19 protein-coding genes and 1 other RNA gene are annotated in these 23,113 nt (G+C 41.9%); 13 read left to right on the top strand and 7 right to left on the bottom strand.

The window, feature by feature from the left end:
• Positions 1-78 precede the first annotated feature (78 nt).
• The 3 genes from aroC (at position 79) to PQ461_RS15315 (ending at position 3,207) form a co-directional block, all read left to right on the top strand.
• Positions 79-1,173 carry a chorismate synthase gene (aroC, locus tag PQ461_RS15305; protein WP_274206405.1) on the top strand — a complete coding sequence of 365 codons (1,095 nt, stop codon included), beginning with the start codon at positions 79-81 and terminating at the stop codon, positions 1,171-1,173.
• Between the two features lie 135 nt (positions 1,174-1,308).
• A complete protein-coding gene (locus PQ461_RS15310; RefSeq protein WP_274206406.1) occupies positions 1,309-2,520 on the top strand; it encodes an MDR family MFS transporter in 1,212 nt (403 codons plus the stop codon).
• 54 nt (positions 2,521-2,574) lie between these two features.
• Positions 2,575-3,207, top strand: a complete 633-nt coding sequence (locus PQ461_RS15315) for an HAD family hydrolase (RefSeq protein ID WP_274206407.1) — start codon at positions 2,575-2,577, stop codon at positions 3,205-3,207.
• A gap of 108 nt (positions 3,208-3,315) precedes the next feature.
• On the opposite strand, the gene PQ461_RS15320 is transcribed toward PQ461_RS15315, so the two are convergent.
• Both PQ461_RS15320 and moaC read right to left on the bottom strand, forming a co-directional pair.
• Positions 3,316-4,428, bottom strand: coding sequence for an NTP transferase domain-containing protein (locus PQ461_RS15320; RefSeq protein ID WP_274206408.1), 1,113 nt, complete (start codon positions 4,426-4,428; stop codon positions 3,316-3,318).
• Positions 4,409-4,891 carry a cyclic pyranopterin monophosphate synthase MoaC gene (gene moaC, locus PQ461_RS15325; protein WP_274206409.1) on the bottom strand — a complete coding sequence of 161 codons (483 nt, stop codon included), beginning with the start codon at positions 4,889-4,891 and terminating at the stop codon, positions 4,409-4,411. Before moaC ends, PQ461_RS15320 begins: the two co-directional genes overlap by 20 nt.
• A 232-nt stretch (positions 4,892-5,123) precedes the next feature.
• On the opposite strand from moaC, the gene PQ461_RS15330 reads away from it, so the two are divergent.
• From PQ461_RS15330 to PQ461_RS15350, 5 genes are read left to right on the top strand one after another with little or no spacing between them, the layout of a single operon-like run.
• Positions 5,124-6,242, top strand: coding sequence for an ATP-binding response regulator (locus PQ461_RS15330; RefSeq protein WP_274206410.1), 1,119 nt, complete (start codon positions 5,124-5,126; stop codon positions 6,240-6,242).
• Between the two features lie 30 nt (positions 6,243-6,272).
• The gene (locus PQ461_RS15335; protein ID WP_274206411.1) at positions 6,273-9,842 is read left to right on the top strand and encodes a response regulator; all 3,570 of its coding nucleotides are present in this window, start codon (positions 6,273-6,275) and stop codon (positions 9,840-9,842) included.
• Between the two features lie 5 nt (positions 9,843-9,847).
• The gene (locus PQ461_RS15340) at positions 9,848-10,222 is read left to right on the top strand and encodes a response regulator (RefSeq protein WP_274206412.1); all 375 of its coding nucleotides are present in this window, start codon (positions 9,848-9,850) and stop codon (positions 10,220-10,222) included.
• Between the two features lie 12 nt (positions 10,223-10,234).
• Positions 10,235-11,053 carry a CheR family methyltransferase gene (locus tag PQ461_RS15345; protein WP_274206413.1) on the top strand — a complete coding sequence of 273 codons (819 nt, stop codon included), beginning with the start codon at positions 10,235-10,237 and terminating at the stop codon, positions 11,051-11,053.
• A gap of 53 nt (positions 11,054-11,106) precedes the next feature.
• Entirely contained in the window at positions 11,107-11,613 is a 507-nt protein-coding gene (locus PQ461_RS15350; RefSeq protein ID WP_274206414.1) for a chemotaxis protein CheB, read from the top strand.
• Here the strand turns inward: PQ461_RS15350 and PQ461_RS15355 are convergent.
• Positions 11,600-12,127: a DinB family protein gene (locus PQ461_RS15355; protein WP_274206415.1), complete on the bottom strand. Its 528-nt coding sequence runs from the start codon at positions 12,125-12,127 to the stop codon at positions 11,600-11,602. The two genes, PQ461_RS15350 and PQ461_RS15355, sit on opposite strands and share 14 nt — an antisense overlap.
• A 95-nt stretch (positions 12,128-12,222) precedes the next feature.
• Here PQ461_RS15355 and PQ461_RS15360 point away from each other — a divergent pair, with 95 nt between their 5' ends.
• A complete protein-coding gene (locus PQ461_RS15360) occupies positions 12,223-13,752 on the top strand; it encodes a L,D-transpeptidase scaffold domain-containing protein (protein WP_274206416.1) in 1,530 nt (509 codons plus the stop codon).
• Between the two features lie 71 nt (positions 13,753-13,823).
• Here PQ461_RS15360 and PQ461_RS15365 read toward each other — a convergent pair whose 3' ends face one another.
• From PQ461_RS15365 to PQ461_RS15380, 4 genes are all read right to left on the bottom strand, one after another.
• Positions 13,824-14,636 carry a murein L,D-transpeptidase catalytic domain family protein gene (locus tag PQ461_RS15365; RefSeq protein WP_274206417.1) on the bottom strand — a complete coding sequence of 271 codons (813 nt, stop codon included), beginning with the start codon at positions 14,634-14,636 and terminating at the stop codon, positions 13,824-13,826.
• A gap of 179 nt (positions 14,637-14,815) precedes the next feature.
• Positions 14,816-15,394, bottom strand: coding sequence for a nitroreductase family protein (locus PQ461_RS15370; RefSeq protein ID WP_274206418.1), 579 nt, complete (start codon positions 15,392-15,394; stop codon positions 14,816-14,818).
• A 53-nt stretch (positions 15,395-15,447) separates the two neighbouring features.
• Positions 15,448-16,617, bottom strand: coding sequence for a hypothetical protein (locus PQ461_RS15375; protein ID WP_274206419.1), 1,170 nt, complete (start codon positions 16,615-16,617; stop codon positions 15,448-15,450).
• Between the two features lie 300 nt (positions 16,618-16,917).
• Positions 16,918-19,350 (bottom strand): thiamine pyrophosphate-dependent enzyme, encoded by a 2,433-nt coding sequence (locus PQ461_RS15380; protein ID WP_274206420.1) that lies wholly within the window; start codon positions 19,348-19,350, stop codon positions 16,918-16,920.
• Between the two features lie 138 nt (positions 19,351-19,488).
• On the opposite strand from PQ461_RS15380, the gene PQ461_RS15385 reads away from it, so the two are divergent.
• The 4 genes from PQ461_RS15385 (at position 19,489) to PQ461_RS15400 (ending at position 23,092) form a co-directional block, all read left to right on the top strand.
• Positions 19,489-19,890 carry a DUF1573 domain-containing protein gene (locus PQ461_RS15385; protein ID WP_274206421.1) on the top strand — a complete coding sequence of 134 codons (402 nt, stop codon included), beginning with the start codon at positions 19,489-19,491 and terminating at the stop codon, positions 19,888-19,890.
• Between the two features lie 81 nt (positions 19,891-19,971).
• On the top strand, positions 19,972-21,201 hold the full coding sequence (locus PQ461_RS15390) for a pyridoxal phosphate-dependent aminotransferase (protein WP_274206422.1): 1,230 nt from the start codon (positions 19,972-19,974) through the stop codon (positions 21,199-21,201).
• 59 nt (positions 21,202-21,260) lie between these two features.
• Positions 21,261-21,628, top strand: a transfer-messenger RNA (tmRNA) gene (ssrA, locus tag PQ461_RS15395).
• A 246-nt stretch (positions 21,629-21,874) separates the two neighbouring features.
• Positions 21,875-23,092: a site-specific integrase gene (locus PQ461_RS15400; RefSeq protein ID WP_274206423.1), complete on the top strand. Its 1,218-nt coding sequence runs from the start codon at positions 21,875-21,877 to the stop codon at positions 23,090-23,092.
• The last annotated feature ends 21 nt before the right edge of the window (positions 23,093-23,113 follow it).

Below are 23,113 nucleotides of genomic sequence, written 5' to 3' on the forward strand. Positions count from 1 at the left end.
ATTGCTTCGTACCTCGCAATGACGAAGGGTATCTTGATACCTGATACTCGATACTAATTACTCAATACATCAAATAAAATGGCAGGCAATACCTTTGGGCAGCTTTTTAAAATAACAACATTCGGCGAATCGCATGGCGAAGCTATAGGCGTAATTATCGATGGTTGCCCGGCACAGCTGGAAATAGATATTGATTTTATACAGGCAGAACTGGATAAGCGTAAACCTGGCCAGTCTAAAATCACTACCCAACGCAAAGAGAGTGATACGGTAAAAATCTTATCGGGTGTGTTTGAAGGAAAAACCACAGGCACACCTATTGCCATGATTATTCCTAACGAAGATCAACGTTCAAAGGATTACAGCCATAATACCGATGTTTTCCGCCCATCGCATGCCGATTATACTTACCATGCTAAATACGGCATCCGCGACCATCGTGGAGGTGGCCGTTCATCTGCACGCGAAACTGCGGCACGCGTAGCAGCAGGTGCTGTTGCCAAATTGTTACTTCTAAAAGCCGGTATTAATGTAATTGCGCACGTAAGCAGCGTAGGTAAAATTGATGCTCCTAATGTTGATATTACTAATCCGCAGGAATTTATTGAACAACGAGAACTGAATATAGTACGTTGTGCTGACCCGGCTACCGCCGAAGAAATGATCGAAAAAATTGATCGCATTCGTAAACAGGGTGATACCATCGGCGGTAAGATCAGTTGCTACATCACCAACTGCCCTGTTGGTTTGGGCGAACCGGTTTTTGATAAATTACATGCCGATTTAGGCAAGGCAATGTTAAGTATTAATGCGGTTCACGGTTTCGAATATGGTTCAGGTTTCACTGGCAGCGAAATGCAGGGATCTGAACATAACGACCGCTTTGTAAACGAACCCGGTACCGGCAAAATTAAAACACTGACCAATTACTCGGGTGGTATACAGGGAGGTATCAGTAACGGCATGCCTATCGAATTTAAAGTGGCATTTAAACCCGTGGCCACCATTATGCAAAATCAGGCAACTGTTGACGCGGATGGTAATGCTGCCGAAATACAAGGCAAAGGCCGCCACGACCCTTGTGTTGTACCCCGTGCCGTTCCAATTGTTGAAGCAATGGCGGCTTTGGTAATTGCCGACCACTGGCTCAGAAATAAAACAGCTGTTGTTTAAAGGTTGATTTTATAGTTAGCTTATTGAGGAAATAAACGAACGCTGTAACATCCTGACCGGATAGCGATCTTATTCTTAAACGAAGCTTTTACAAATTGCTCAAATCGGCGTATTTTCAAATCGTCAAATTAAACCATGATCCAACTTTACCGCAAAGCATATTCGGGGCTATCTAAAAAAAGCTGGCTGCTTTCGCTTGTGGTGCTTATCAACCGCAGCGGTACCATGGTTTTACCTTTCATGACCATTTATTGCACCCAGCGTTTGCATTTTAGTATTGTGCAGGCAGGTACTATCATGGCGCTATTCGGTGCAGGATCAATTACCGGTGCATTCATCGGCGGTAAAATAACAGACCGCTTCGGCTTTTACGATGTGCAGGTAGGCTCTTTGCTTAGTGCAGGGCTGTTGTTCATTTTATTGGGTTACCAAACATCGTTCTACCCCATTTGCATTGTGGTATTTATTTTAAGCGCCTGCAATGATGCTTTCCGCCCGGCAAATTCGTCAGCTATTGCACATTACAGTGATGCCGATAATAAAACCCGGTCCTACTCGCTCAACCGGCTTGCCGTAAACCTGGGTTGGGCATTTGGTGGTGCATTGGGAGGCTTCTTAGCAGCTCACAACTATCACTTACTGTTCTGGGTTGATGGTTGCACCAACCTGCTATCGGGCATGATGTTATTGAAGCTATTACCGAGAGTAAAAAAGGAAAAGCCTGCATCACACCATGCAGAGGATACAAAAGCTTCGCCCTATAAAGATACCGTTTACATGCTGTTCATTCTGTTTACCTGCATGTATGGCTTCTGCTTCTTCCAACTGTTTACCATGCAGCCGGTATTTTATAAAATAAAATGGCACCTTAACGAGGAACTCATTGGTGCATTAATGGCATTAAACGGCTTGCTCATCACCTTTGTAGAAATGATCCTGATCCATAGGCTCGAAGGCAGGAGGCATCCTTTGCTTTTTATTGTAAGTGGCGTAGCTATGGTAGGCCTTGGTTTAACCTTTGTAAACTGGTTGCCTGCCTCCGCGTTATCGGCGTTGATGGTAATTATCACCATTACCTTTGGCGAAATGTTTAGCATGCCATTCATGAATGCTTTTTGGGTACAGCGTACAAACGATAAAAACCGGGGGCAGTATGCCGCTTTGTATACTATGGCCTGGTCTGCCGCACAGATACTGGCACCGTCAATTGGCAGTCAGATCATTGCATTTTCGGGTTTTAATGCCCTGTGGTGGACATTAGGAATCGTATGCGCTTTAGCTTGTTTAGGTTATTACATTTTGTATAAATACTATTTTCAAAGCAAAGCAGTACAGCAGTTAGCGTAATTACCGCAAAAACACTTATAAGCTTATACACGTTATATTACCAAACAACATAGCATGTATAAAGCACTGATCTTAGACCTCGACAATACCATTTTTAAAAGTAAGACCATCTCTGATGATGTATTCGCCGAAATTAAAACCTTGATGCATGAGTACCGCGGCAACATCAGCAACGAACAACTGGATGAAATATGGGACCAGCTTTCGCGTACGCCATTTCAGAAAATAGCCGACAATTATCCGTTTAAAGAGGGGTTTAAAGAAAAAGGTATTGAAATACTGAAAGAAACCGTCTACAATGGCACTGCCACTCCTTATAAAGATTATGAACTGATACAATCCATCCCACTTGAAAAATATCTGGTTACTTTTGGTTTCGTCAAATTACAGAACAGTAAAGTTGATGCATTGGGTATCAGAGGCGATTTTAAAGAAGTACATATTGTTGATCCCGAACTAAGGCCAATTACCAAGAAAGATATCTTTCAGCAGATTATGGATGAGCACGGTTACAGTAAGGAAGACCTGCTGGTAATTGGCGATGATCCTGAATCTGAAATAAAGGCTGCAAAAGAACTAAAGATCAAAACATACTTATATGACCCTGAAAGCCGCTTTAAAACCGGCACCGCTGATTACCATGAACAGAATTATAAACTGTTGCTGAAGCTGGTGGAAAAGAAATAATACTAATCAATCTTGTCTTTGCGATGAGTGACAACGAAGAAGCAATCTTTTTACGACGGGGATTGCTTTTCCGCCATAAGCGGATCGCAATGACGTGAGCGGATATCATTAAGCCTTCATCCCAAAATAACGCAGGGCTTCTTCCCTTTCATCAGGGTTGTTGATGTTTCTGAACTCACTTACATCAGGCGCTTGTAAAAGTTCGATTTCGCTATTAATTAATACCTTGCGAGGGCACGAGTATCCTTGCGCCAGAAAATTCAGCATTACAGGGTAAGCACGCGGCTCCCATATCGTAATTAAAGGTTCAGGGAAACGGCCATCACTATCTAAAAATGAAGTAGCAATTTTTGAAGGGTTACGATGTTCAATCAGATATGCCAACGTAGCTGATGAAAGATAGGGCAAATCGCAGGCAATAGTAAGCCATGCCGTGTTAGGATTATATTGCATGGCAGATAAAATCCCACCGAAAGGCCCTAATCCTATAAACCTGTCTGCAATTACATTTTGCCCCTCACCTTCTGCAACAGAAATAAATACGTCCTTGCATAAGGGCGATAACAATTGCTGCATATAATCACGCTGTGGAATGCCATGATAACTGATCTCTGCCTTATCTGTACCCATACGCAAACTTTTACCACCGGCCAATACCAGCCCGTTTAAAGGGGAAATACTTTTAACCAGTAAATCTTTGATAAAAGCAGCAATACCACTATCATCGCTTAATTCCATTACCGGCATATCAATGCCCAAATGAGCCGAAAGATACAAGGGAACGGATTGCCCTTCGCTTAGCAATATCAAAACCACATCCGTTAGCTTTTCCAGTTTATGTTCAAGCGTTTTATCCGGGTGCACTATAACCACCTGCTTATCAGCCTTAAAATGATTGCTATTTACCAGCACAATGTCCTGATTATTAAATAATACCCTATTTGTGAAAGAATTAAAATTCTGCTGGGTATCTATCCGCCTGTAGCTGATTTTATCAGTAAAACGAATACTTGCACCGGGAGCATCTTCCCCTGCTTTATGGTCGGCATCTACATAGGCAATGTGATATTCATGCAGTAAGCTGATCCATTTTTCAGCACAAGCATTTATGATATTGCAAGGTGCACCAAGTATTCCTAATTCATTACGGGCAAATTCGCCCGATTGAGGCCGTGCAAGCGCCGCATGTTTTTGATGCTTATCATTTGCTTTGGTAGTCACTCTTCCCCCCTGTTTTGCTAATCAGCCTGGTTTCTTTAATCACAATATCATGAGATAGGGCCTTGCACATATCATAAATGGTTAAGGCCGCTATACTTGCCCCGGTAAGGGCTTCCATTTCAACACCGGTTTTTGCAGTAACAGCAACACGGCATTGTATAGCTACTTCTTTTTCACTAATGACCTCTACGTTTATCTTAATCCCGTCTAACGGCAAGGGGTGGCATAACGGTATCAGATCAGCAGTTCTTTTTACTGCCATTGTACCTGCAATTATTGCGGTCTGAAACACCGGCCCCTTTTTGGTACGTATATCGTTCTCCTGCAAATGGCTCAAAATAGCTTTACCTAAAACAACTATGCTTTGTGCAACAGCTACGCGGTTGGTAATTACCTTATTACCAACATCAACCATTGCTGGCTGATGAGTTTCGGAGTCGATATGCGAAAAGTCTGATGCCATAATAAATGAGATTAACAAATCTATATATTTAACAACTGCTTTTTATCAATTTAACATCATTTCAAAAACCTAAAACAAATGCAACACACATTGTTATACTCATTAGGGTTGTAAGCTAATACTTAAATAAAAAATTGACTATATGCTTAGAACTTTTATGGTATTGGAAATTAATTTTTGATTAACAGACTACAGTACATTATATTTACATCTTCTATCTACCGCCGATTCCATGATATTAATTGTTGACGATAAGTCTGAGAATCTTATTGCACTGAAAAAAATCCTTGAAACGCACAACTTTAGTGTGGATACTGCCTTGTCTGGCGAAGAAGCTTTACGAAAAGTATTAAAATATAATTACAAGCTGATTATACTGGATGTACAGATGCCCGGCATGGATGGCTTTGAAGTTGCAGAGGCCATTTCGGGATATAGCAAAACCAAAGACATTCCTATCATCTTCCTTTCTGCTGTTAAGATAAATAAACAATTTATTAGTAAAGGTTACGCATCAGGTGGCCGCGATTACCTGATCAAGCCAATTGACCCGGACATACTGGTGCTAAAAATGCGCACGTTTATTAAGCTTTACGAACAAACCGACGAATTAAACCGCGTACAGCATGCCCTGATGGAGGAAATTGAATATCGTAAGGAAGCGGAAAGCAAAAAAGACGAATTCATCAGCATTGCAAGCCACGAACTGAATACGCCGCTCACTTCTGTGAAAGGCTATTTGCAACTGGCCGAAAAGTCCTTTGAAAAAGACAATAAAGACGGTACACGCATGTACCTGGACAGAACCAAAACGCAGCTGAATAAGTTAAACCAATTAGTTGCAGACCTTCTTAATACATCAAAGATCGTATCCGGCAAGCTTGAGTATTCTTTCAGGGAGTTTGACTTCGAGCCTTTTTTAGATAGTGCGATTGATATTATCAAACAGTCGTTCCCTCATAAAAACATCACTAAAAATGGCACTGCAGATGTTAGAATTCATGGCGACCCGCTAAGGCTGGAACAGGTTATATTAAATTACCTCACCAATGCCATAAAGTATTCGCCCGATAACGACGAGATATTTGTAGATGTAGCGCTGATGCCGCACAACAAGGTAAATATTAAAGTGCGCGACCAGGGTATAGGTATTCCGCTTGAAAAACAGGATCAACTTTTTGATAAATTTTATCGTGTTGAGGAATCGTCAAATCGTTTTCAAGGGCTGGGGATGGGCCTTTACATCTGTGCAGAGATTATCCGCAGGCATAGCGGCACCTATGGTGTGGAGAGCGAACCAGGTAAAGGTTCAACATTTTATTTTACCATACCGGTAAAGTCTGAAAACTAATATAAACTTATTCAAAATATTACTCCCTAAATGAAAACAACCATAACCCGTAACCTGCAAATAGGATTCGGACTCTCATTGCTGTTGCTCATCATCAGCTCTGTGGTTTCATATGTAAGTATCAGCAACCTGCTGCAAAGTTCGGAAAGAGTTGATCATAGTAACACAGTAGTAAGCTCGCTCGAGAATGTGATCTCTACCATGAAGGATGCCGAAACCGGACAGCGTGGCTTTTTACTAACCAGTCAGAACGAGTTTTTAGAACCCTACAATGGCTCTTATAACAGGGCTTTGCTCGAAGCTAATAAAGCACAAAACCTTACTAAAGATAATCCTCAGCAGCAAAAGAACATTAAGGAGATTAAAGATATCCTGCTTCAGCGTATGTCTATCCTGCAAAAGATGATTGATAAAAAGCGTGCGGGCGGGGTGATCACAGTTGATGAATTGCGTACGGGTAAATTATATATGGACTCGTTGCGTAAAGCTGTTGATGAAACGGAAAAAATTGAAAATAAAATATTGAAAGGGCGTATTGAGCGCTTAAACCAGTTTTCATCCTTCACCCCTATCGTCATCGTATTTGCGGCTATACTTTCTTTGGTAATATCCGGCTTTTTCTATTTAAAGGTAACCTCAGACCTTGCCGAGCGCAATCGTTTGCAACGTATCCTTGAAGAGAAAGACCAGGAAACACAGCATCGCATCAATGTTATTCAGGGTATTGCAGACAAGGTATCAAATGGCGATTACAGCACACGTGTAGATGCCAGCGAAAAAGATACACTGGGCAGCCTTGCCGTATCGCTTAATAAAATGGCCGAGTCGCTGCAATATTCTTTCAATAAGATATCTGATAACGAATGGCTGCAAACCGGTATAGCGCAGCTTAATGATCGTATGGTAGGCGAAAAAGACCTGAAAGAACTTTCAAAAGATATTTTAGACTTTATTGCTGATTACACCAAAAGCCAGGTTGGTGCACTTTATACATTTGAGAACAAGACCCTTCATTTAGAAAGTGGTTATGCCTTATCATCAACTGCGCCTAAAATCATTAAGGCCGGCGAAGGCCTGTTAGGGCAGGTTGCAGAGAGTGGCAAACCTATTTTCCTGTCAGATATTGACCCGGATTATATCTCGGTAAATTATGCGTCGGGCAGTATCAAGCCTAAAAACCTGATCATTGTTCCGCTGTTTGAAGATACCAAGGTACACGGCGTGCTCGAGCTTGGCACTTTAAATGAGTATCCGGCACGCAAGCTCGAGTTTTTAAAGGCAGTATCCGGCAACATCGGCATTGCGCTGGTAAGCTCGCAAAACCGCAGGCGCATGCAGGAGCTGCTTGAAGAAACACAAGCACAATCTGAAGAGCTACAGGCACAGCACAGCGAACTGGAGAACCTGAACAACGAACTGGAAGAGCATACCCAGCGCCTGCAAACTTCAGAAGAAGAACTGCGCGTACAGCAGGAAGAACTACAACAAACCAATCAGGAACTGGAAGAGCGCAACCGCATTATTAACGACCGTAATGCCGAAATACAGCGCAAAGCCGAAGAACTGGAACAAACCACTAAATACAAATCAGAATTTATGGCAAACATGTCGCACGAGTTGCGCACGCCTTTAAATTCTATTTTGCTTTTATCGCGATATTTATCCGAGAACACTGAGCATAATCTTTCTGAAGAACAGGTTGAATCTGCAAGGGTTATCCTCAATTCGGGTAACGGGTTACTCGACCTCATAGACGAACTGCTGGATCTTTCTAAGATTGAGGCCGGCAAAATGGACCTGGAATATGAGCAGGTTCCGCTTGCAGAAATTGAGGCTGATATGCGCTCGTTGTTTATGCCAATTGCGCGCGATAGAAATCTGCAATTGATCTTAGACAATCACTTTAAGGGCAACGAAACACTTGAAACCGATAAGATGCGGTTGGAGCAGGTGATTAAAAACCTGATGAGCAACGCGCTTAAATTTACAACACAAGGTTCGGTACAATTAAGCATACGCCCTTCAACTATTGATAATTCGTTTATTGAGTTTTCGGTTAAGGATACCGGTGTTGGTATACCGCAGGAAAAACAGGAGCTGGTATTTGAAGCCTTTAAACAGGCCGATGGTTCAACTAAACGCAAGTTTGGCGGCACCGGGCTGGGCCTGTCCATCAGCCGCGAGCTTGCCCGACTTTTAGGAGGCGAGATAAGGTTGGAAAGCGAACCGGGCAAGGGCAGTAATTTTATAGTGATTATACCACGGCATAAGCCGGCAACAGTGCCACTGCCTGTTCCGCCCCAGCCTATAGTAATCCCTGCAAAAACCGAAGAAAAGAAAGAGGATGACCGTGTACGCCACATAGCGCCTGTTATACCCGGCGATGTTGAAGATGACCGCAATACCATAGGTGATGATGATAAGGTAATCCTGATCATTGAGGATGATACCCCATTTGCTAAAGCCTTGTTAGGCTTTACACGTCAGCGCGGTTATAAGGGTGTTATCTCCGTAAGGGGCGACTTAGGTATAGAATATGCCATTAAATATCGTCCGCTTGCCATCCTGCTCGATTTACAGTTACCGGTAAAAGATGGTTGGGAAGTAATGGAAGAGCTGAAAAGTAACCCTGTTACCAAACCTATCCCTGTACATATCATGTCTTCAATGGAAGCTAAAAAAGAAAGCCGCCTGCGTGGTGCGGTAGACTTTATCAACAAGCCGGTAGCCATTGAGCAGATGAAACTAATTTTTTCCAGGCTGGAAGATGCCTTGAGCCGCAGCCCTAAAAAGGTATTGATTGTTGAGGAAAATCCTAAACATGCCCAGGCACTGGCCTATTTCCTGGAAACCTTTAATGTTTCTGCGGCAGTATCAAGCAGCGTAAGCGACGGCGTAAGCATTTTGCAGAACAAACAGGTAGATTGCGTAATTCTGGATATGGGCATTCCTGATAAAAGCGCTTATGAAACATTAGACCTGGTAAAGCAGAATAAAGGGCTTGAGCATTTACCGATCATTGTATTTACCGGCAAAAACCTGTCATCTTCTGAAGAAACCCGCATTAAACAGTATGCCGATTCTATTGTGATCAAAACCGCACATTCTTATCAGCGTATACTTGATGAAGTGGCCTTATTTCTGCACCTGATCGAGGAAAACAAACAGGAAGATTTTAAGCCTAAAAATCTTACCACTGTACATCTGAATGAAGTATTGCATGACAAAACTGTATTAATTGCCGACGATGATGTCCGTAATATTTTCTCGCTCACCAAATCGCTTGAAAAACATAAAATGAATGTTATTTCGGCTACGGATGGCCGCGAAGCATTAAAACAACTGGAAGAAAACCCGGACACTGCCATTGTTTTAATGGACATGATGATGCCGGAGATGGACGGTTATGAAAGCACTAAAAAAATCCGTCAGAACCCTAAATTCAAAAACCTGCCGGTGATAGCCGTTACCGCAAAAGCCATGATGGGCGATAGAGAGAAATGTATACAGGCCGGTGCTTCTGATTATATTTCAAAGCCGGTAGACATTGATCAGCTGATATCACTCCTGCGTGTATGGTTGTATGATAAAGCAATTTAAACCTTATGACAACAAACCAGAAGAAAATTTTAATTGTAGACGATGACAGCCGGAACATTTTTGCGTTAAGCCTTACGCTGCGTTCAAAAGGGTATACAGTTGTATCGGCTAATGAGGCTGCAAAGGGCATAGCCATGCTTAAACAAGACGATGGCATAGGTATTGTACTGCTGGACATGATGATGCCGGAGATGGACGGATATGAAGCAATGGGCCGCATCAGGGCCGACGAGCAACTGGCAGGTATACCCATAGTTGCCGTTACTGCTCAGGCCATGCCGGGCGATCGTGAGAAATGCATGGTAGCCGGAGCAACAGCCTATATCTCAAAACCTGTTAACGTTGATGCGTTGGCAGATATATTGAAAACATATTTATAGCAGATACATTAGATGGAAGGCCCGGTTAGCGAGCAGGATTTAGAATTGCTTTTAAATGATCTTATTGAACGTTACGGATACGATTTTACTAATTATGCCAAAGCATCTTTAAAAAGGCGTATCAACAGGTTATTTACGCTCGACCGCTTTCCAAGCTTTGCCGAATTCAGGTACAAGATACGTTCAGACGCCGATTACATGAAACGCTTTATAGAACAGGTTACAGTTAATGTTACCGAAATGTTCCGTGACCCGGTGTTTTATAAAGAGCTAAGAGAACATGTACTGCCGGTACTGGCTACTTACCCTTTTATACGTATATGGCATGCAGGCTGCTCAACCGGCGAAGAAGTGTACTCCATGGCGATTTTATTGAAAGAAGCTAAACTATTACATAAATCGCTGCTTTACGCTACTGATATTAACCCGCAGGTACTGCAAAAAGCGGCCTCGGGTATATTTCCCATAAGCCACATGAAGCAATATTCTGAAAACTATATTGCATCAGACGGCAAGGAAGATTTTTCAACTTATTATACGGCAAGCTATAATATGGCTAAGTTTAATGAGGAACTTAGCCAGCGCATGGTTTTTTCCACACACAACCTGGTGTCCGAAAGCTCTTTTAACCAGTTTCAGCTCATCGTATGCAGAAATGTGCTAATCTACTTTGAAAAGGAACTGCAAGGCAGGGTTTTTGCACTGTTTGACGACAGTCTTGATAAACTGGGGTACCTGGCGCTTGGTAGTAAGGAAACATTGAAGCTCGCGCCTATTATCAGCAAATACAGGCAGGAAGGAAAAGAAAAAATATGGCGAAAAGTGTACTAAGCAATACTCAAAGAATATTAGTTATCGGCGGATCTGCAGGTAGCCTCCATATCATGTTGAGAATTTTAGGAAACATTCGCCCTGATTTTGGTATGCCTGTGGTTATTGTGCTTCACCGTAAAAATGATTCAGAATCCAGCCTCGCCGAATTAATGGCTTATAAATCGCGCATCCCGGTAAAAGAAGCTGATGACAAAGATCCTATAGAAGCAGGTAAAGCTTATATAGCACCAGCTGATTATCATTTATTGATAGAGAATGAAAAACACTTTTCGCTCGATAGTTCCGAAAAAATAAACTTCTCGCGCCCAAGTATAGATTTTACGTTTCAAACCGCCGCAGAGGCTTATGGCGCAGGTACAACAGGCATATTGCTTTCGGGTGCAAATGCCGATGGCGTTGAAGGCTTAATTGCTATACAAGGCGTTAATGGCACTACCATAGCCCAGGACCCGTCTACCGCCCAAGTGCCATTCATGCCTAAATCTGCTATACAAAGCCTTAAAGTTGATCATATATTCGATGTAGACCAAATGATCGAGTACATTAATCAATTGTGATATTCCAGTTTCTTAATACATTTACAGTTACCAGCAACTGCCCAATGTGGCGCATGGTATGTTCGGCAGCATGCACCAGCAAACCAATTACGGTTGATGGCAACTGTCTGCGTCCAACGCCTCTGTATGCTTTCAGCTTAGCCTCGTCAACCTGCTTTAATCTTTCAAGTGATATGTTGATCTGATCTTTTAAAGCAGTAACCAAATCAGCGGCATTAAGGTGTTCGGTGTACTTCCCTTCATTACTTAAAAAAGCGAGCTGCTCCTCTGTTAAGGGCTTACCTTCGGCATAAGTAAAAAGCCTGTCTAAAACACCCTTCATGTGTTGTAAATGAAAACCCGGCGAAGCCATGCCTGCTACTTTTACCCAAAGCATTTTATCCGGAAAATTATCCATCATTTTTTCAATTTCTTCACTGGCTTGTAACAAGGCGTGTGCTACAGGTTGTACCAAATCAGGTACAGCATCAATCGGTCCACGCATCCAAACTTCTGGTAAATTTTTATCAGTCATGCTTTACTTGCTTACTTTTCTATATAATACAATCATGGTATAGGTATTGCTTTACTTGGCACATACTTGAAACATCCATGAAACAACATTTTACAATGAGGAACTACAAAAGAAATACGTATGGCTTACTGATACTGTTTTCTGCTTTTTTATTAACACTTGGTGCCTGTAAAAAAAAGGCCCGGTCTGATATGGGCAAGCAAATGTATGACGTAACCAAGAATAAGATATTTAAAAATATTACCCCCGATGATTTTGACCCGGTTTTTCAAAAAGTACTTACCGATGAAAAAGCAAAGATGAATAATCCGCAGGTAATTGCAGACTTTTACCAGGAGCATGACAATGATCCCGTATTTGTAATGGATCACCTTAAAAACGGCGATCTGAAGGCGCTTGGCGCTTACCTTTCGCGTTCAGGCGAACATGGTCTTGATCCTAAGATTTTTAATGCTGAAGCTTATAACAGCTTGTTAAATAAGTTTTACGATAAAAAAGCAATTAAAACTACCGATGAAGCATACCAGGATATGGCCCGTTTAGAGGTGATGACCGCCAATGCCTACTTAAACTATGCAAACGCCCTGCAATATGGCCTCATCAGTCCGCGCCGTATTTATGCACGTTACTATACAAAAACCATTCGCCCCGATAGCAGTACTATGAAAAGGGTACTAAAGGTAGGTAACATTAAAACATTTTTAGATAGCATACAACCTAAAAATCCCCAATACCTGGCCCTTCAAAAGGCTTTGGCACAAGGTGTACAAGCACCGGGTATGAGCAAGGAAGAAACCCAACGCGAACTGATTGTTAACCTGGAACGCTTACGCTGGAAAAATAAGCCATCAGAAACCAAATATGTGATTGTTAACATTCCAGATTATCGTTTAGATGTAATGGACAATGGCAACTCTGTTATTAACATGAAGGTATGTGTAGGCGAAGGCCGTAACAAGGACAACCAGAACAACCTTACCGAATATGACGAAAGCGATAAAGTGGATCGCCCTTTTTCCCGCGAAACACCGCAATTAAATAGCATGATCTATGAGGCGCAGGTTAATCCGATCTGGAACATACCGCAAAGCATAGTAAGCAAAGAGATAGTTAAACATGCCGAAGATGACCCTTACTATTTAGCTAATAATAATATAGAAGTATACCGTGGCGATAAGAAAATAGAAGATACGGAGGGGATTGACTGGTCGAATGAAAATCTTTCAAACTACAGCTTTAAACAAAAGCCGGGAGATGATAATTCATTAGGTAAAATAAAGTTCCTATTCCCTAATAAAAGCAGCGTTTACCTGCATGATACTCCTGCAAAGGCCGCGTTTAACCAAACTATGCGTGCCGTTAGTCATGGCTGTGTGCGTCTGGAAAAACCTGTTGATTTTGCCCATGCTATATTTGGCGACGGACCTAAGTTTAGCATGATCCAGAAGCTTACTTCTGAAGATGCTCCCAATCCTACAGACATAGCTTTAAATAAAAAGGTACCTGTATATATCACTTATGTTACCTGCTGGGCAGATCAGAATGGTGCTTTGCAGTTCAGGCCTGATGTATACGGCTTAGACATTGTACTATACGGACATTTACAGAAATATGCAACTGCTTAATCAGCAGGTTACCAAAAAAGAAAGCCATCTTGCAAACGCAGATGGCTTTCTTTTTTTACTTATTAGTTATCTTATAATGCAGCTGCTCTTAACGTTTGTGCGTTGTTAATGGCACTATCCGGTAATGCTAATGAAGCAGCCAGGTTTTCATTTAAATATTTTGAAGTATAATGGCTGTCGCTGCCATTAATGAAAAGCAATGTTTTGCCTTTTAAATTGGTAATTACCTGGTCAATTACCTCAGGCGATACAGCAGGGCAGCCAAAACTACGACCGATGCGGCCTAATTGGTTAATGGTGTTCTGACAAACGTAATCAGCTGCGTGAACCACAATTGAACGCTGACGGGCCTTATCATTAAAACCAGCATCCATACCATCAAGCCTCAAAGAACGGCCATGTTTACCAAAGTAAATATCATCAGTTACATAAAAGCCTAAACTGCTTTGATGCGATTCATTATTATTAGAAAACTGGTTTGCCATGTCATCACCACTGCCTTGCCCGTGGGCAACCCATGTATTAAGCAATAAGCTTTTAGAAGCAAGGTCAATGATCCACATACGTTTGGTGTGGCTTGGTTTACTAAAGTCAACTACAGTTAGCGTATTGCTGTTCTCAGGCAATTTATGAGCTAATTTAAGATTGTAATAGCCGGTAAGTGCTTTTTGAAACACGCTTTCGTCAAGGCCTGCAGCCTGTAAACCGGCAGACTGGTAGATATTAGTAACAAACTGGCCAAAACGGTTTAAAGTAGAGTTAGCAGCTGTTTCGCTACCTGAATTTAGAGTATTCTTTTTAGAAAAATTAGAAATCGAAAAGCTTGTAGTTACAACGGCAAGCATTAATAAAACGCTTGTAATCAACCAAAATACTTTTTTCATACGCTGTTATTTTTTAATCTAATAGTTTAAAAAGTAAGCAGGCTTAAGTTAGGGATATAATTGTTGTGATTGTTATACAAATATAATAATTAACTTAATTTTAATCATCATTAAAATATCATTAATCATAAAGCAACTTAAGCACCGGTAAGGTTAATAACGCCTACCGGTGCAAATTCTTATCTCCAGCTAATTTTTTCTTCGAGCGGGGTTTTTCTTCTTCCTTCCGGAATTTCGTCTGCATATCCTAAGTACAGGATACCCAGCACATGGTCTTCATCACCTAATTTAAGGAAATCTTTCATGGCTGGTTTCAAAGTCATGCCGCCGGTACCCCAGTAAGTATAAATATTTAAACCAGTTGCACCTAAAAGCAGGTTTTGTATAGCACAAGAAGCAGCGATAATCTCTTCAAAAACAGGGATCTTAGGCAGATCACCACGTTTCATGATCGGAATGATAATATGCGAAGCCTTATCACCCATGTGGGTAAGGTTGTTGTACGTAGTTTCAACAAAGTTTTCTGCCGGGGTAAACTGCTTGTACAATTCGGCATGTTCCTTACAAAAGTCTGCAGGGTTTTCATACACTACAAAGCGCCAGGGCTCTGTTAAACCATGTGTAGGCGCCCAATCAGCCAGTTCTAAAATGGCAGCAATATGCCCGTTTGGTATTTTGTTACCGTTCAACATTGCTGGTTTAACGGTGCGGCGTTTCTTAATAACAGAAGCTATACTTATAAAATCCTGATTATCCATTGATATTAATTTTGCGGCAAATGTAAGTATAGTAGGTAAGTTTCGGCAAAAAATTAATATTCATAAGCAGATTTAGGCTTTACTTCTATGGCAAGGTCCTTTATTAGCTCGCGCCCGCTGTTCCAGCGTTTTAGCTTGTTAACTATCTGGATCGACTGCCTGTCCTTAATCCGCCCGCCCGGATGATAATAATCTGACATCAGGGTTTTCATAGCACTGTGTATTTCAGTAAACGTTCCGTTTAAGATCAGGGGTAAGTTATTCAATGTCAGGTCTGCTAAAGCATCGGCCATGGCTGCTGCATAATAAGGGCAATCCCAATCATGCCTGTAAGGATCATCTCCTTTAATATTTACTTTCTGTAGCGGGTGAGAAATATCTTCTATGATCTCTGCAATGGCTACGCCAAATACATTCGAAAACTCTTCGACGAAATGAGGCCACCAACGCGGGTGATGTGGCAGGTCTTTAAGCAGTGTGTCACACACCAGCACCCGTTTAGGAAAATCCGGATTGGCCGGATCCATCACTACCAAAGAAACACCATAATGCCCCTCTTTAGGCGAATGCCTGCTATAAATCACAAAAACCGTATCCCGCATTTGACCTGCTTGCTGCATAGCTGCGGTAAATACTTTAACATCCTGCAAGCGGTTTTCTAAAAAACCACGCCTGAACATTACCTGCAACCTGCCATTAGCCTTTGAAACACACCGCCTGCTGTTTTCATCAAAAACATTGTTATTAGCAGGGCGGCTGGAAAAGTGATTACCGCTGTTATAACGCAACTCTTCTGAACCTTCCGGATAAGTGCTGATATCGGCTACATCACCGGCTGCTGTTTGCTTATCGGGGTGTATAGAACGAAATGGAACGTGCATGCGCTCACTTTCCATACGCCGCGCCAGGTTATAAATACGTTGTTCTGTTTTTGATAGTAACGGATCACCGGTTATCTCATCAAAGTAAACACGTTTGGTACTGCGACTCAAATGGCGAAATATATAACGCTTTTTCAGCAGTTCCTGAAGTGGGTACTCGGTATTCAGAAAAAAATCTCGTAAGGCGTCATTTGACAGATATTCGTCCAATGTTTGATCAAACCAAAGCAGCGTTTCGCCTTCATGTTTTTTCAGCCACTTTTTTAAAAACTTATACACCTCCCTCTCAAAGCGGTCGTTAACCGCTTGTGCCACCTCGCTGGTGCAATAGTTTAATTTCATTAATTATCTGTGGAAATAAATTGTAAGCAAAACTGTTATAAACCCTGGCTACACACTACAGAAATATCTTATTTCTTAATAAAGAAACACTATAAAGATAAATAATTTCACCCAATAAGAGATGAACTTAACTTTAATTAAATAATAAATCTTGATAAAGAATTATGACATCCGAAGATTGCAATTCAGAAGCTTACAGTACATGCCAAATTTATAAATATTAAAGCATGTGGAATGCAGAAATATTTATTTTTCAAGCTGATTTTAACAATACAGCATGAAGAATAAATAAGTAGTTCCTTAGTATATCGGCGGGAACTTGTCCGGATTGGTCTCGTTCATCATTTGGTAAGCGGTTTCAATAACATCATCAAGAGATGGTTTACTGAAATAATCACCATCCGAACCATAAGGCGGGCGGTGCTCCTTAGCACAAAGCGTACGTGGCTGGCTGTCCATCAGGTAATAACCACCTTGTGCTTCTAATATCTTTTGAAGGATATATGCAGATGCGCCACCGGGTACATCCTCATCTATTATAAGCAGCTTACTTGTTTTTTGCAGCGATTTGATACAGATGCCATCTTTATCGAAAGGATACAAGGTTTGCGGATCTATGATCTCAATATCCACACCTAACTTTTCAAGTTCAGCGGCTGCTTCCTGTACAATACGTAAAGTTGAACCGTAAGAAATAACCGTGATGTCAGCACCTTCTCGTAATATCTCCGCTTTACCCAGCGGCACGGTAAACTCACCCGGGTTGGCAGGTAATTTCTCTTTAAGTCGATAACCATTCAGGCTTTCCACAACAATAGCAGGCTCGTCACCACGCAGCAGGGTATTATACATACCTGCGGCTTGTGTCATATCCCGCGGAACACACAAATGCAAGCCACGCATAGAGTTAAGGATAGTGCCCATCGGCGAACCGGAGTGCCATATACCTTCCAACCTGTGGCCTCGTGTACGTACAATAACAGGCGCTTTCTGGCCGCCACGTGTACGATAGCTAAGGCTGGCAATATCATCACTTAAAACCGTCATGGCGTAAATGAGATAATCGAGATACTGGATCTCAGCAATAGGCTTTAAACCACGCATGGCCAAACCCATCCCCTGCCCTATAATGGTAGCCTCGCGGATACCGGTATCCGTAATTCTTAAATCACCGTATTTATTTTGTAAACCGGCAAATCCCTGATTAACATCGCCAATGTTACCCACATCTTCACCAAAGGCAACAATGCTTTTATCACGACTAAAGTTGGCATCAAAGCAAGCGTTTAAAACCTCGCGACCGTCAACCATTTTGTTATCAGGTGTATAATGCGCTGGTACTTCGGGCACATTCAAAGGCGAATGCGGCGTACCGGTAAATAACTTTGAATTATAGCGTTCGTCGTTTACTTCTTTCTGATAGTTGAGCCAGCTGATTAGCTCCTGTTTGACATTCAGGTTTTCGCGTGCTACCAAACGCAGCGCTTTGCGAACAGCAGCAATAACATCGCGTCGGCCTGGATCAAGGCATGAGCGCAGTTCAGCAGTAATTTGTTGTAATTCTTCGTGCTCGGCAGATTGGCGCGCCAGATCATCTATCAAGTTGGCAGCTTCATCAAGTTCGGCCTTAATTTCAGCAGCAAGTTCGTTCCATGCCTCTTTCTGGCTGTTACGCACGGTTTGTTTTGCTTCGGCTTCCAGTTTATCAATTTCCTGCTCGGTTGCAATGGCTGAAGAGATCATCCACTTACGCATTTGCAAAAGGCAATCGTGCTCTGCTTCCCAAGCCAGGCGCTCTTTAGACTTATAACGCTCATGAGAACCTGACGTAGAATGGCCCTGCGGCTGTGTCATCTCCGTAACGTGGATTAACACCGGCACCTGCTCGGTACGACATACTTCTATGGCACGGCTGTAAGTTTCGCACAGGGCAACATAATCCCAACCTCGAACTTTAAATATTTCGTAGCCGTTGGTACCATCTTCGCGCTGGAAACCTTTTAATATTTCTGATATGTCTTCTTTGGTAGTTTGCAGTTTGGCGGGTACAGAAATAGCATAAGCGTCATCCCAAACCGAAATGGCCATGGGTACCTGTAAAACGCCCGCTGCATTAAAGCTTTCCCAGAATAAGCCCTCAGATGTAGATCCATTGCCAATTGAACCGAAAGCCACCTCATTCCCTTTTTTTGAAAACTGTGTTTGCTGGTGCAATTCAGGATTTTCACGGTACAATTTTGAGGCATAAGCCAAACCCAGTAAACGCGGCATATGCCCACCGGTGGTAGAAATATCTGCCGAGCAGTTCATGGTTTCGGCCTGGTTGATCCAATTGCCGTCGGCATCTACGTACCTTGTGGCATAGTGACAGTTCATTTGCCTGCCTGCGGATGCCGGGTCTTTATCAATATCAGGATGAGCGTATAGTTGCGCAAAAAACTCTTTAAGCGTGCTCATGCCTGTAGCAAACATAAAGGTTTGATCGCGATAATAACCTGCGCGCCAGTCGCCCGGCTTAAAGGCCTTAGCCATAGCCAGTTGCGCTACTTCTTTACCATCACCAAATATGCCGAACTTAGCCTTACCGGTAAGTACCTCCCGGCGGCCAAGCAAAGCAGCCTGGCGGCTTTCGAAACCTATACGGTAATCGTTAATGACGATTTTTTTAAAATCCTCAAAATTCAGTTCAGCAGTATCAAACCTGCTGGTAGTATTTAGCTTGGTCTGAGGCATATTTTATTTTGTTTAGAAGGCAAAGTTATAAAATTGAATTTTGTAATCACATGTAACAACAATGTAATAATGCTGTAACTGATTAAACTTTTGCATAATATAAATTGTTCTATATTTGTGATTAAGATTTACAAGGATATGAAAAAGTTAATGATATTATGCGCAGTTGTTTTAGGATTTGCCCTAAATGCATCTGCCCAAACAGACAACAAAGCTGAATTTAAATTTAATGAGGAAAAGCACGATTTCGGCAAAATACCTCAGGGTAAACCAGTTACAACAGTATTTACATTTACCAATGTTGGTCAAGAGCCTTTGATACTTACAGAAGTGAAACCTACCTGCGGTTGTACTATTGCCGACTATACTAAAACGCCTGTTAAAAAAGGCGAATCAGGCCAGATTAAAATTACTTACAACGCTGCGGTGGTTGCACCGTTTAACAAAACCATTGTAGTTACATCAAACGCTAAAACGCCACAAAAATATTTAAACATTGTGGGTGAGGTAGTTGCGGCACCTGCTGCAAGTAGCAAATAATTTTAATTTAAAAGATTTTGAAAAGAGGTGCAAGTTTTTGCGCCTCTTTTTGTTTTGGGCTATATCTGTTAACTTTGCCTTATGCCAAAAATATCGCTCAAAGGCGAGCAGATGCCCGCCTCTCCTATCCGCAAGCTTACCCCTTTTGCCGACAAAGCAAAACTTGAGGGCAAAAAAGTGTACCATTTAAATATCGGCCAGCCTGATATTGAAACGCCGCAAGGCATGCTTGATGCCATACATAAAAGTAATTTTAAGGTATGGGCTTATACGGCTTCGGAAGGGACGTTATCTTACCGCCAGAAACTGAGCGAATATTACAACAAGCTTGGCTACAACATCACCCCGCAAAATATTATTGTAACCACAGGTGGTTCTGAGGCTATTACTATTGCCATGATGACCTGCCTTAATCCTGGTGACGAGGTGATTATTCCTGAACCATTTTATGCAAACTATAATGGTTTTGCCTGCCAGAGCGATATTGTTGTAAAGCCCATTTTATCATACATTGAAAATGGTTTTGCGTTACCTGCCATAGCTGACTTTGAAAAGCTGATCACAGAAAAGACAAAGGCCATCATCATCTGTAACCCTAATAACCCCACCGGTTACTTATATTCGAAAGAAGAATTAGAAGAATTAAAGAAACTATGCCTTAAGCATGATCTTTATTTATTCTCTGACGAGGCGTACCGCGAGTTTTGCTATGATGGCCGGGAGTTTGTATCACCGATGCACCTGGAAGGGTTAGATGAAAATGTAATTGTGATGGATACGGTAAGCAAGCGCTACAGTGCCTGCGGTGCACGCTTAGGCTGCCTGATCACCAAAAATGAAGCGGTACTTAAAACAGCCTTGAAATTTGCACAGGCAAGGTTAAGTCCGGGTATGCTTGAACAAATAGCAGGCGAAGCCGCAGTTGATACCCCAGATAGCTATTTTGAAGCCGTAAATAAAGAATATACCTACCGCCGTGATGTTTTGGTAAATGCACTGAACAAAATGGAAGGCGTTTACTGCCCTAACCCTGGTGGTGCATTTTATGTAGTGGCACGTTTCCCGATTGATAATGCCGATAAGTTTTGCCAATGGATGCTGGAAGAATTTAGCCATGACAATCAGACAGTGATGATGGCACCTGCAACTGGTTTTTACAGCACAAATGGCGCCGGAAGCAATGAAGTAAGAATGGCATACGTTTTGAATGGTAATGACTTGCAGAACGCAATGATCTGCCTGGAAAAAGCCCTGGTGGAATATTCGGGAAGGACAGTTGAAAGTGATAAGTTAAAGGTTGAAAGTTTATAATTTCGTACGAGAGTCACTTTTAACTAAAAACTTTATACTTTTGACTTCTTAATAATAATGGGGTCGACCGGAATTGACAGGATGGAGATAAATAAGTAAGCATGCAGCGCGTTGGGTGAATTAGCGCTTTAATCTGAACGCTCAAACTTTCAAATGGCGAAAATACTTACGCCTTAGCTGCCTAATTTAGAATTAGCATAGCTTTTGTCCCGCCGGTTTTCCGTTTCATCGGATCGGTATATGGGGCATCGAAAGATGAAACTGGCCTGCTTAGGGTGTGATAAGCGGGTAAGATAAAGCACCTACGGAAGAAGGTACAGGTGAGCTACTGACCTTCCCCTTCCCGACAATTTAACAGAGCTAAGCATGTAGAAAGCTTACCTTATACCATGTTTGGACGAGGGTTCGAATCCCTCCGGCTCCACTAAAACGGTATCAAAAACCACTAAAACCCCTCAAACGCTACGTTTGAGGGGTTTTTTATTGTCAAAGAAGGTCAATTTGTTCATTTGAAATCACCTTTTTGGTGACCTTTCTGGTGAGCAGGTCACTTAACACTAAGCTGCTCACCAGAGGGTGCCAAACTAATTGATTATCAACATGTTCAGCGAGTGAACATCTTGTTTGAATTATGCTGCGAAGTTAATTTTGTTTAACTTTTAACAGCTTTTTTATGACTAAAAACGTCGCTATTCTCTTTTATTTAAAAAAGAGAGCAAATGCCAAAGAGCAGAAAGTTCCGGTTTACATGAGGATAACTGTGGACGGACAACGTGTGGAAATTGCAACCGGTGAAAGAATTGAACCCAGGTCATGGGATCCAAGTGAAGGACGAGCCAAAGGAAGGACTCCTGAGATCGAGGAAATTAATTCTACTCTAAACAGATTGGAGATGAAGATTAACGACACGGCCCGCTATCTCAAGGATTACGATGAAGAAATTACGGCTGAGAAAATCAAAAACCGATATTTAGGTAAAATTGAAAAACCGATGATGTTGGTGGAAGTATTTCAAGAGCATAACCGAAAAGTGATGGCTCTGGTCAATCGTGAGTTTGCCCCCGCAACGGCAACCCGATATGAAACCACCTTAAAACATACCATTGACTTTATGCAATGGAAGTACAATAAGAAAGACATCCGGGTTAAACAAATAGATCACCATTTTATTACGGAATTTGAGTTTTACCTCCGGTCGGTAAGAAAGTGCAACAATAACTCGGCGTTTAAGTATATCAAGAACTTCGGAAAGATTGTACGTATCTGCCTTGCTAACGGCTGGATAACTATCAACCCATTTTTAAATTACAAGATCCGGATCAAAAAAGTCGATCGTCCTTTCCTTTCTAAAGACGAGCTTGACGTAATGGCGTCTAAGAAATTTGTAGGTACTAGGTTGGATCAGGTTAGGGACATCTTCTTGTTCAGCTGCTATACTGGCTTGGCATATGTGGACGTACAAAAGCTAAAGCGTTCAGAGATTGTTCGGGGTTTCGATGGCGAGCAATGGATCTTTACCAGCCGTCAAAAAACTGACACCCCATCACGAATTCCTTTATTACCTTATGCACTATCCGTCATTGAGAAATATCGGGATCATCCACAATGCGAAAATGAGGACCGGCTCTTGCCGATACTAAGCAATCAAAAAATGAACGCTTATCTCAAAGAAATAGCAGATCTGTGCGGTATCAATAAAGATTTAACCTTTCATATTGCCAGACATACCTTTGCAACCACCGTTACCTTATTAAATGGTGTGCCAATAGAAAGTGTCTCGAAAATGCTTGGACATACCAATATTAAAACAACTCAGCACTACGCGCGGATTTTAGACCTCAAAGTTGGGGAGGATATGGGAGCGCTACGAAGAAAATTACAGTCTAATTAATTCAATTAAAACTGCCCATAA

The organism is Mucilaginibacter sp. KACC 22063, from assembly GCF_028736115.1.
Classification (GTDB): Bacteria; Bacteroidota; Bacteroidia; order Sphingobacteriales; family Sphingobacteriaceae; genus Mucilaginibacter.

What these genes read in the sequence shown, in the direction of transcription:
- PQ461_RS15380 (WP_274206420.1), bottom strand. Translation starts at nt 19,350, where the DNA reads ATGCCTCAGACCAAGCTAAATACTACCAGCAGGTTTGATACTGCTGAA.
- PQ461_RS15390 (WP_274206422.1), top strand. Translation starts at nt 19,972, where the DNA reads ATGCCAAAAATATCGCTCAAAGGCGAGCAGATGCCCGCCTCTCCTATC.
- PQ461_RS15385 (WP_274206421.1), top strand. Translation starts at nt 19,489, where the DNA reads ATGAAAAAGTTAATGATATTATGCGCAGTTGTTTTAGGATTTGCCCTA.
- PQ461_RS15360 (WP_274206416.1), top strand. Translation starts at nt 12,223, where the DNA reads ATGAGGAACTACAAAAGAAATACGTATGGCTTACTGATACTGTTTTCT.
- PQ461_RS15315 (WP_274206407.1), top strand. Translation starts at nt 2,575, where the DNA reads ATGTATAAAGCACTGATCTTAGACCTCGACAATACCATTTTTAAAAGT.
- PQ461_RS15345 (WP_274206413.1), top strand. Translation starts at nt 10,235, where the DNA reads ATGGAAGGCCCGGTTAGCGAGCAGGATTTAGAATTGCTTTTAAATGAT.
- PQ461_RS15350 (WP_274206414.1), top strand. Translation starts at nt 11,107, where the DNA reads ATGTTGAGAATTTTAGGAAACATTCGCCCTGATTTTGGTATGCCTGTG.
- moaC (WP_274206409.1), bottom strand. Translation starts at nt 4,891, where the DNA reads ATGGCATCAGACTTTTCGCATATCGACTCCGAAACTCATCAGCCAGCA.
- PQ461_RS15365 (WP_274206417.1), bottom strand. Translation starts at nt 14,636, where the DNA reads ATGAAAAAAGTATTTTGGTTGATTACAAGCGTTTTATTAATGCTTGCC.
- PQ461_RS15370 (WP_274206418.1), bottom strand. Translation starts at nt 15,394, where the DNA reads ATGGATAATCAGGATTTTATAAGTATAGCTTCTGTTATTAAGAAACGC.
- PQ461_RS15400 (WP_274206423.1), top strand. Translation starts at nt 21,875, where the DNA reads ATGACTAAAAACGTCGCTATTCTCTTTTATTTAAAAAAGAGAGCAAAT.
- aroC (WP_274206405.1), top strand. Translation starts at nt 79, where the DNA reads ATGGCAGGCAATACCTTTGGGCAGCTTTTTAAAATAACAACATTCGGC.
- PQ461_RS15310 (WP_274206406.1), top strand. Translation starts at nt 1,309, where the DNA reads ATGATCCAACTTTACCGCAAAGCATATTCGGGGCTATCTAAAAAAAGC.
- PQ461_RS15375 (WP_274206419.1), bottom strand. Translation starts at nt 16,617, where the DNA reads ATGAAATTAAACTATTGCACCAGCGAGGTGGCACAAGCGGTTAACGAC.
- PQ461_RS15335 (WP_274206411.1), top strand. Translation starts at nt 6,273, where the DNA reads ATGAAAACAACCATAACCCGTAACCTGCAAATAGGATTCGGACTCTCA.
- PQ461_RS15340 (WP_274206412.1), top strand. Translation starts at nt 9,848, where the DNA reads ATGACAACAAACCAGAAGAAAATTTTAATTGTAGACGATGACAGCCGG.
- PQ461_RS15330 (WP_274206410.1), top strand. Translation starts at nt 5,124, where the DNA reads ATGATATTAATTGTTGACGATAAGTCTGAGAATCTTATTGCACTGAAA.
- PQ461_RS15355 (WP_274206415.1), bottom strand. Translation starts at nt 12,127, where the DNA reads ATGACTGATAAAAATTTACCAGAAGTTTGGATGCGTGGACCGATTGAT.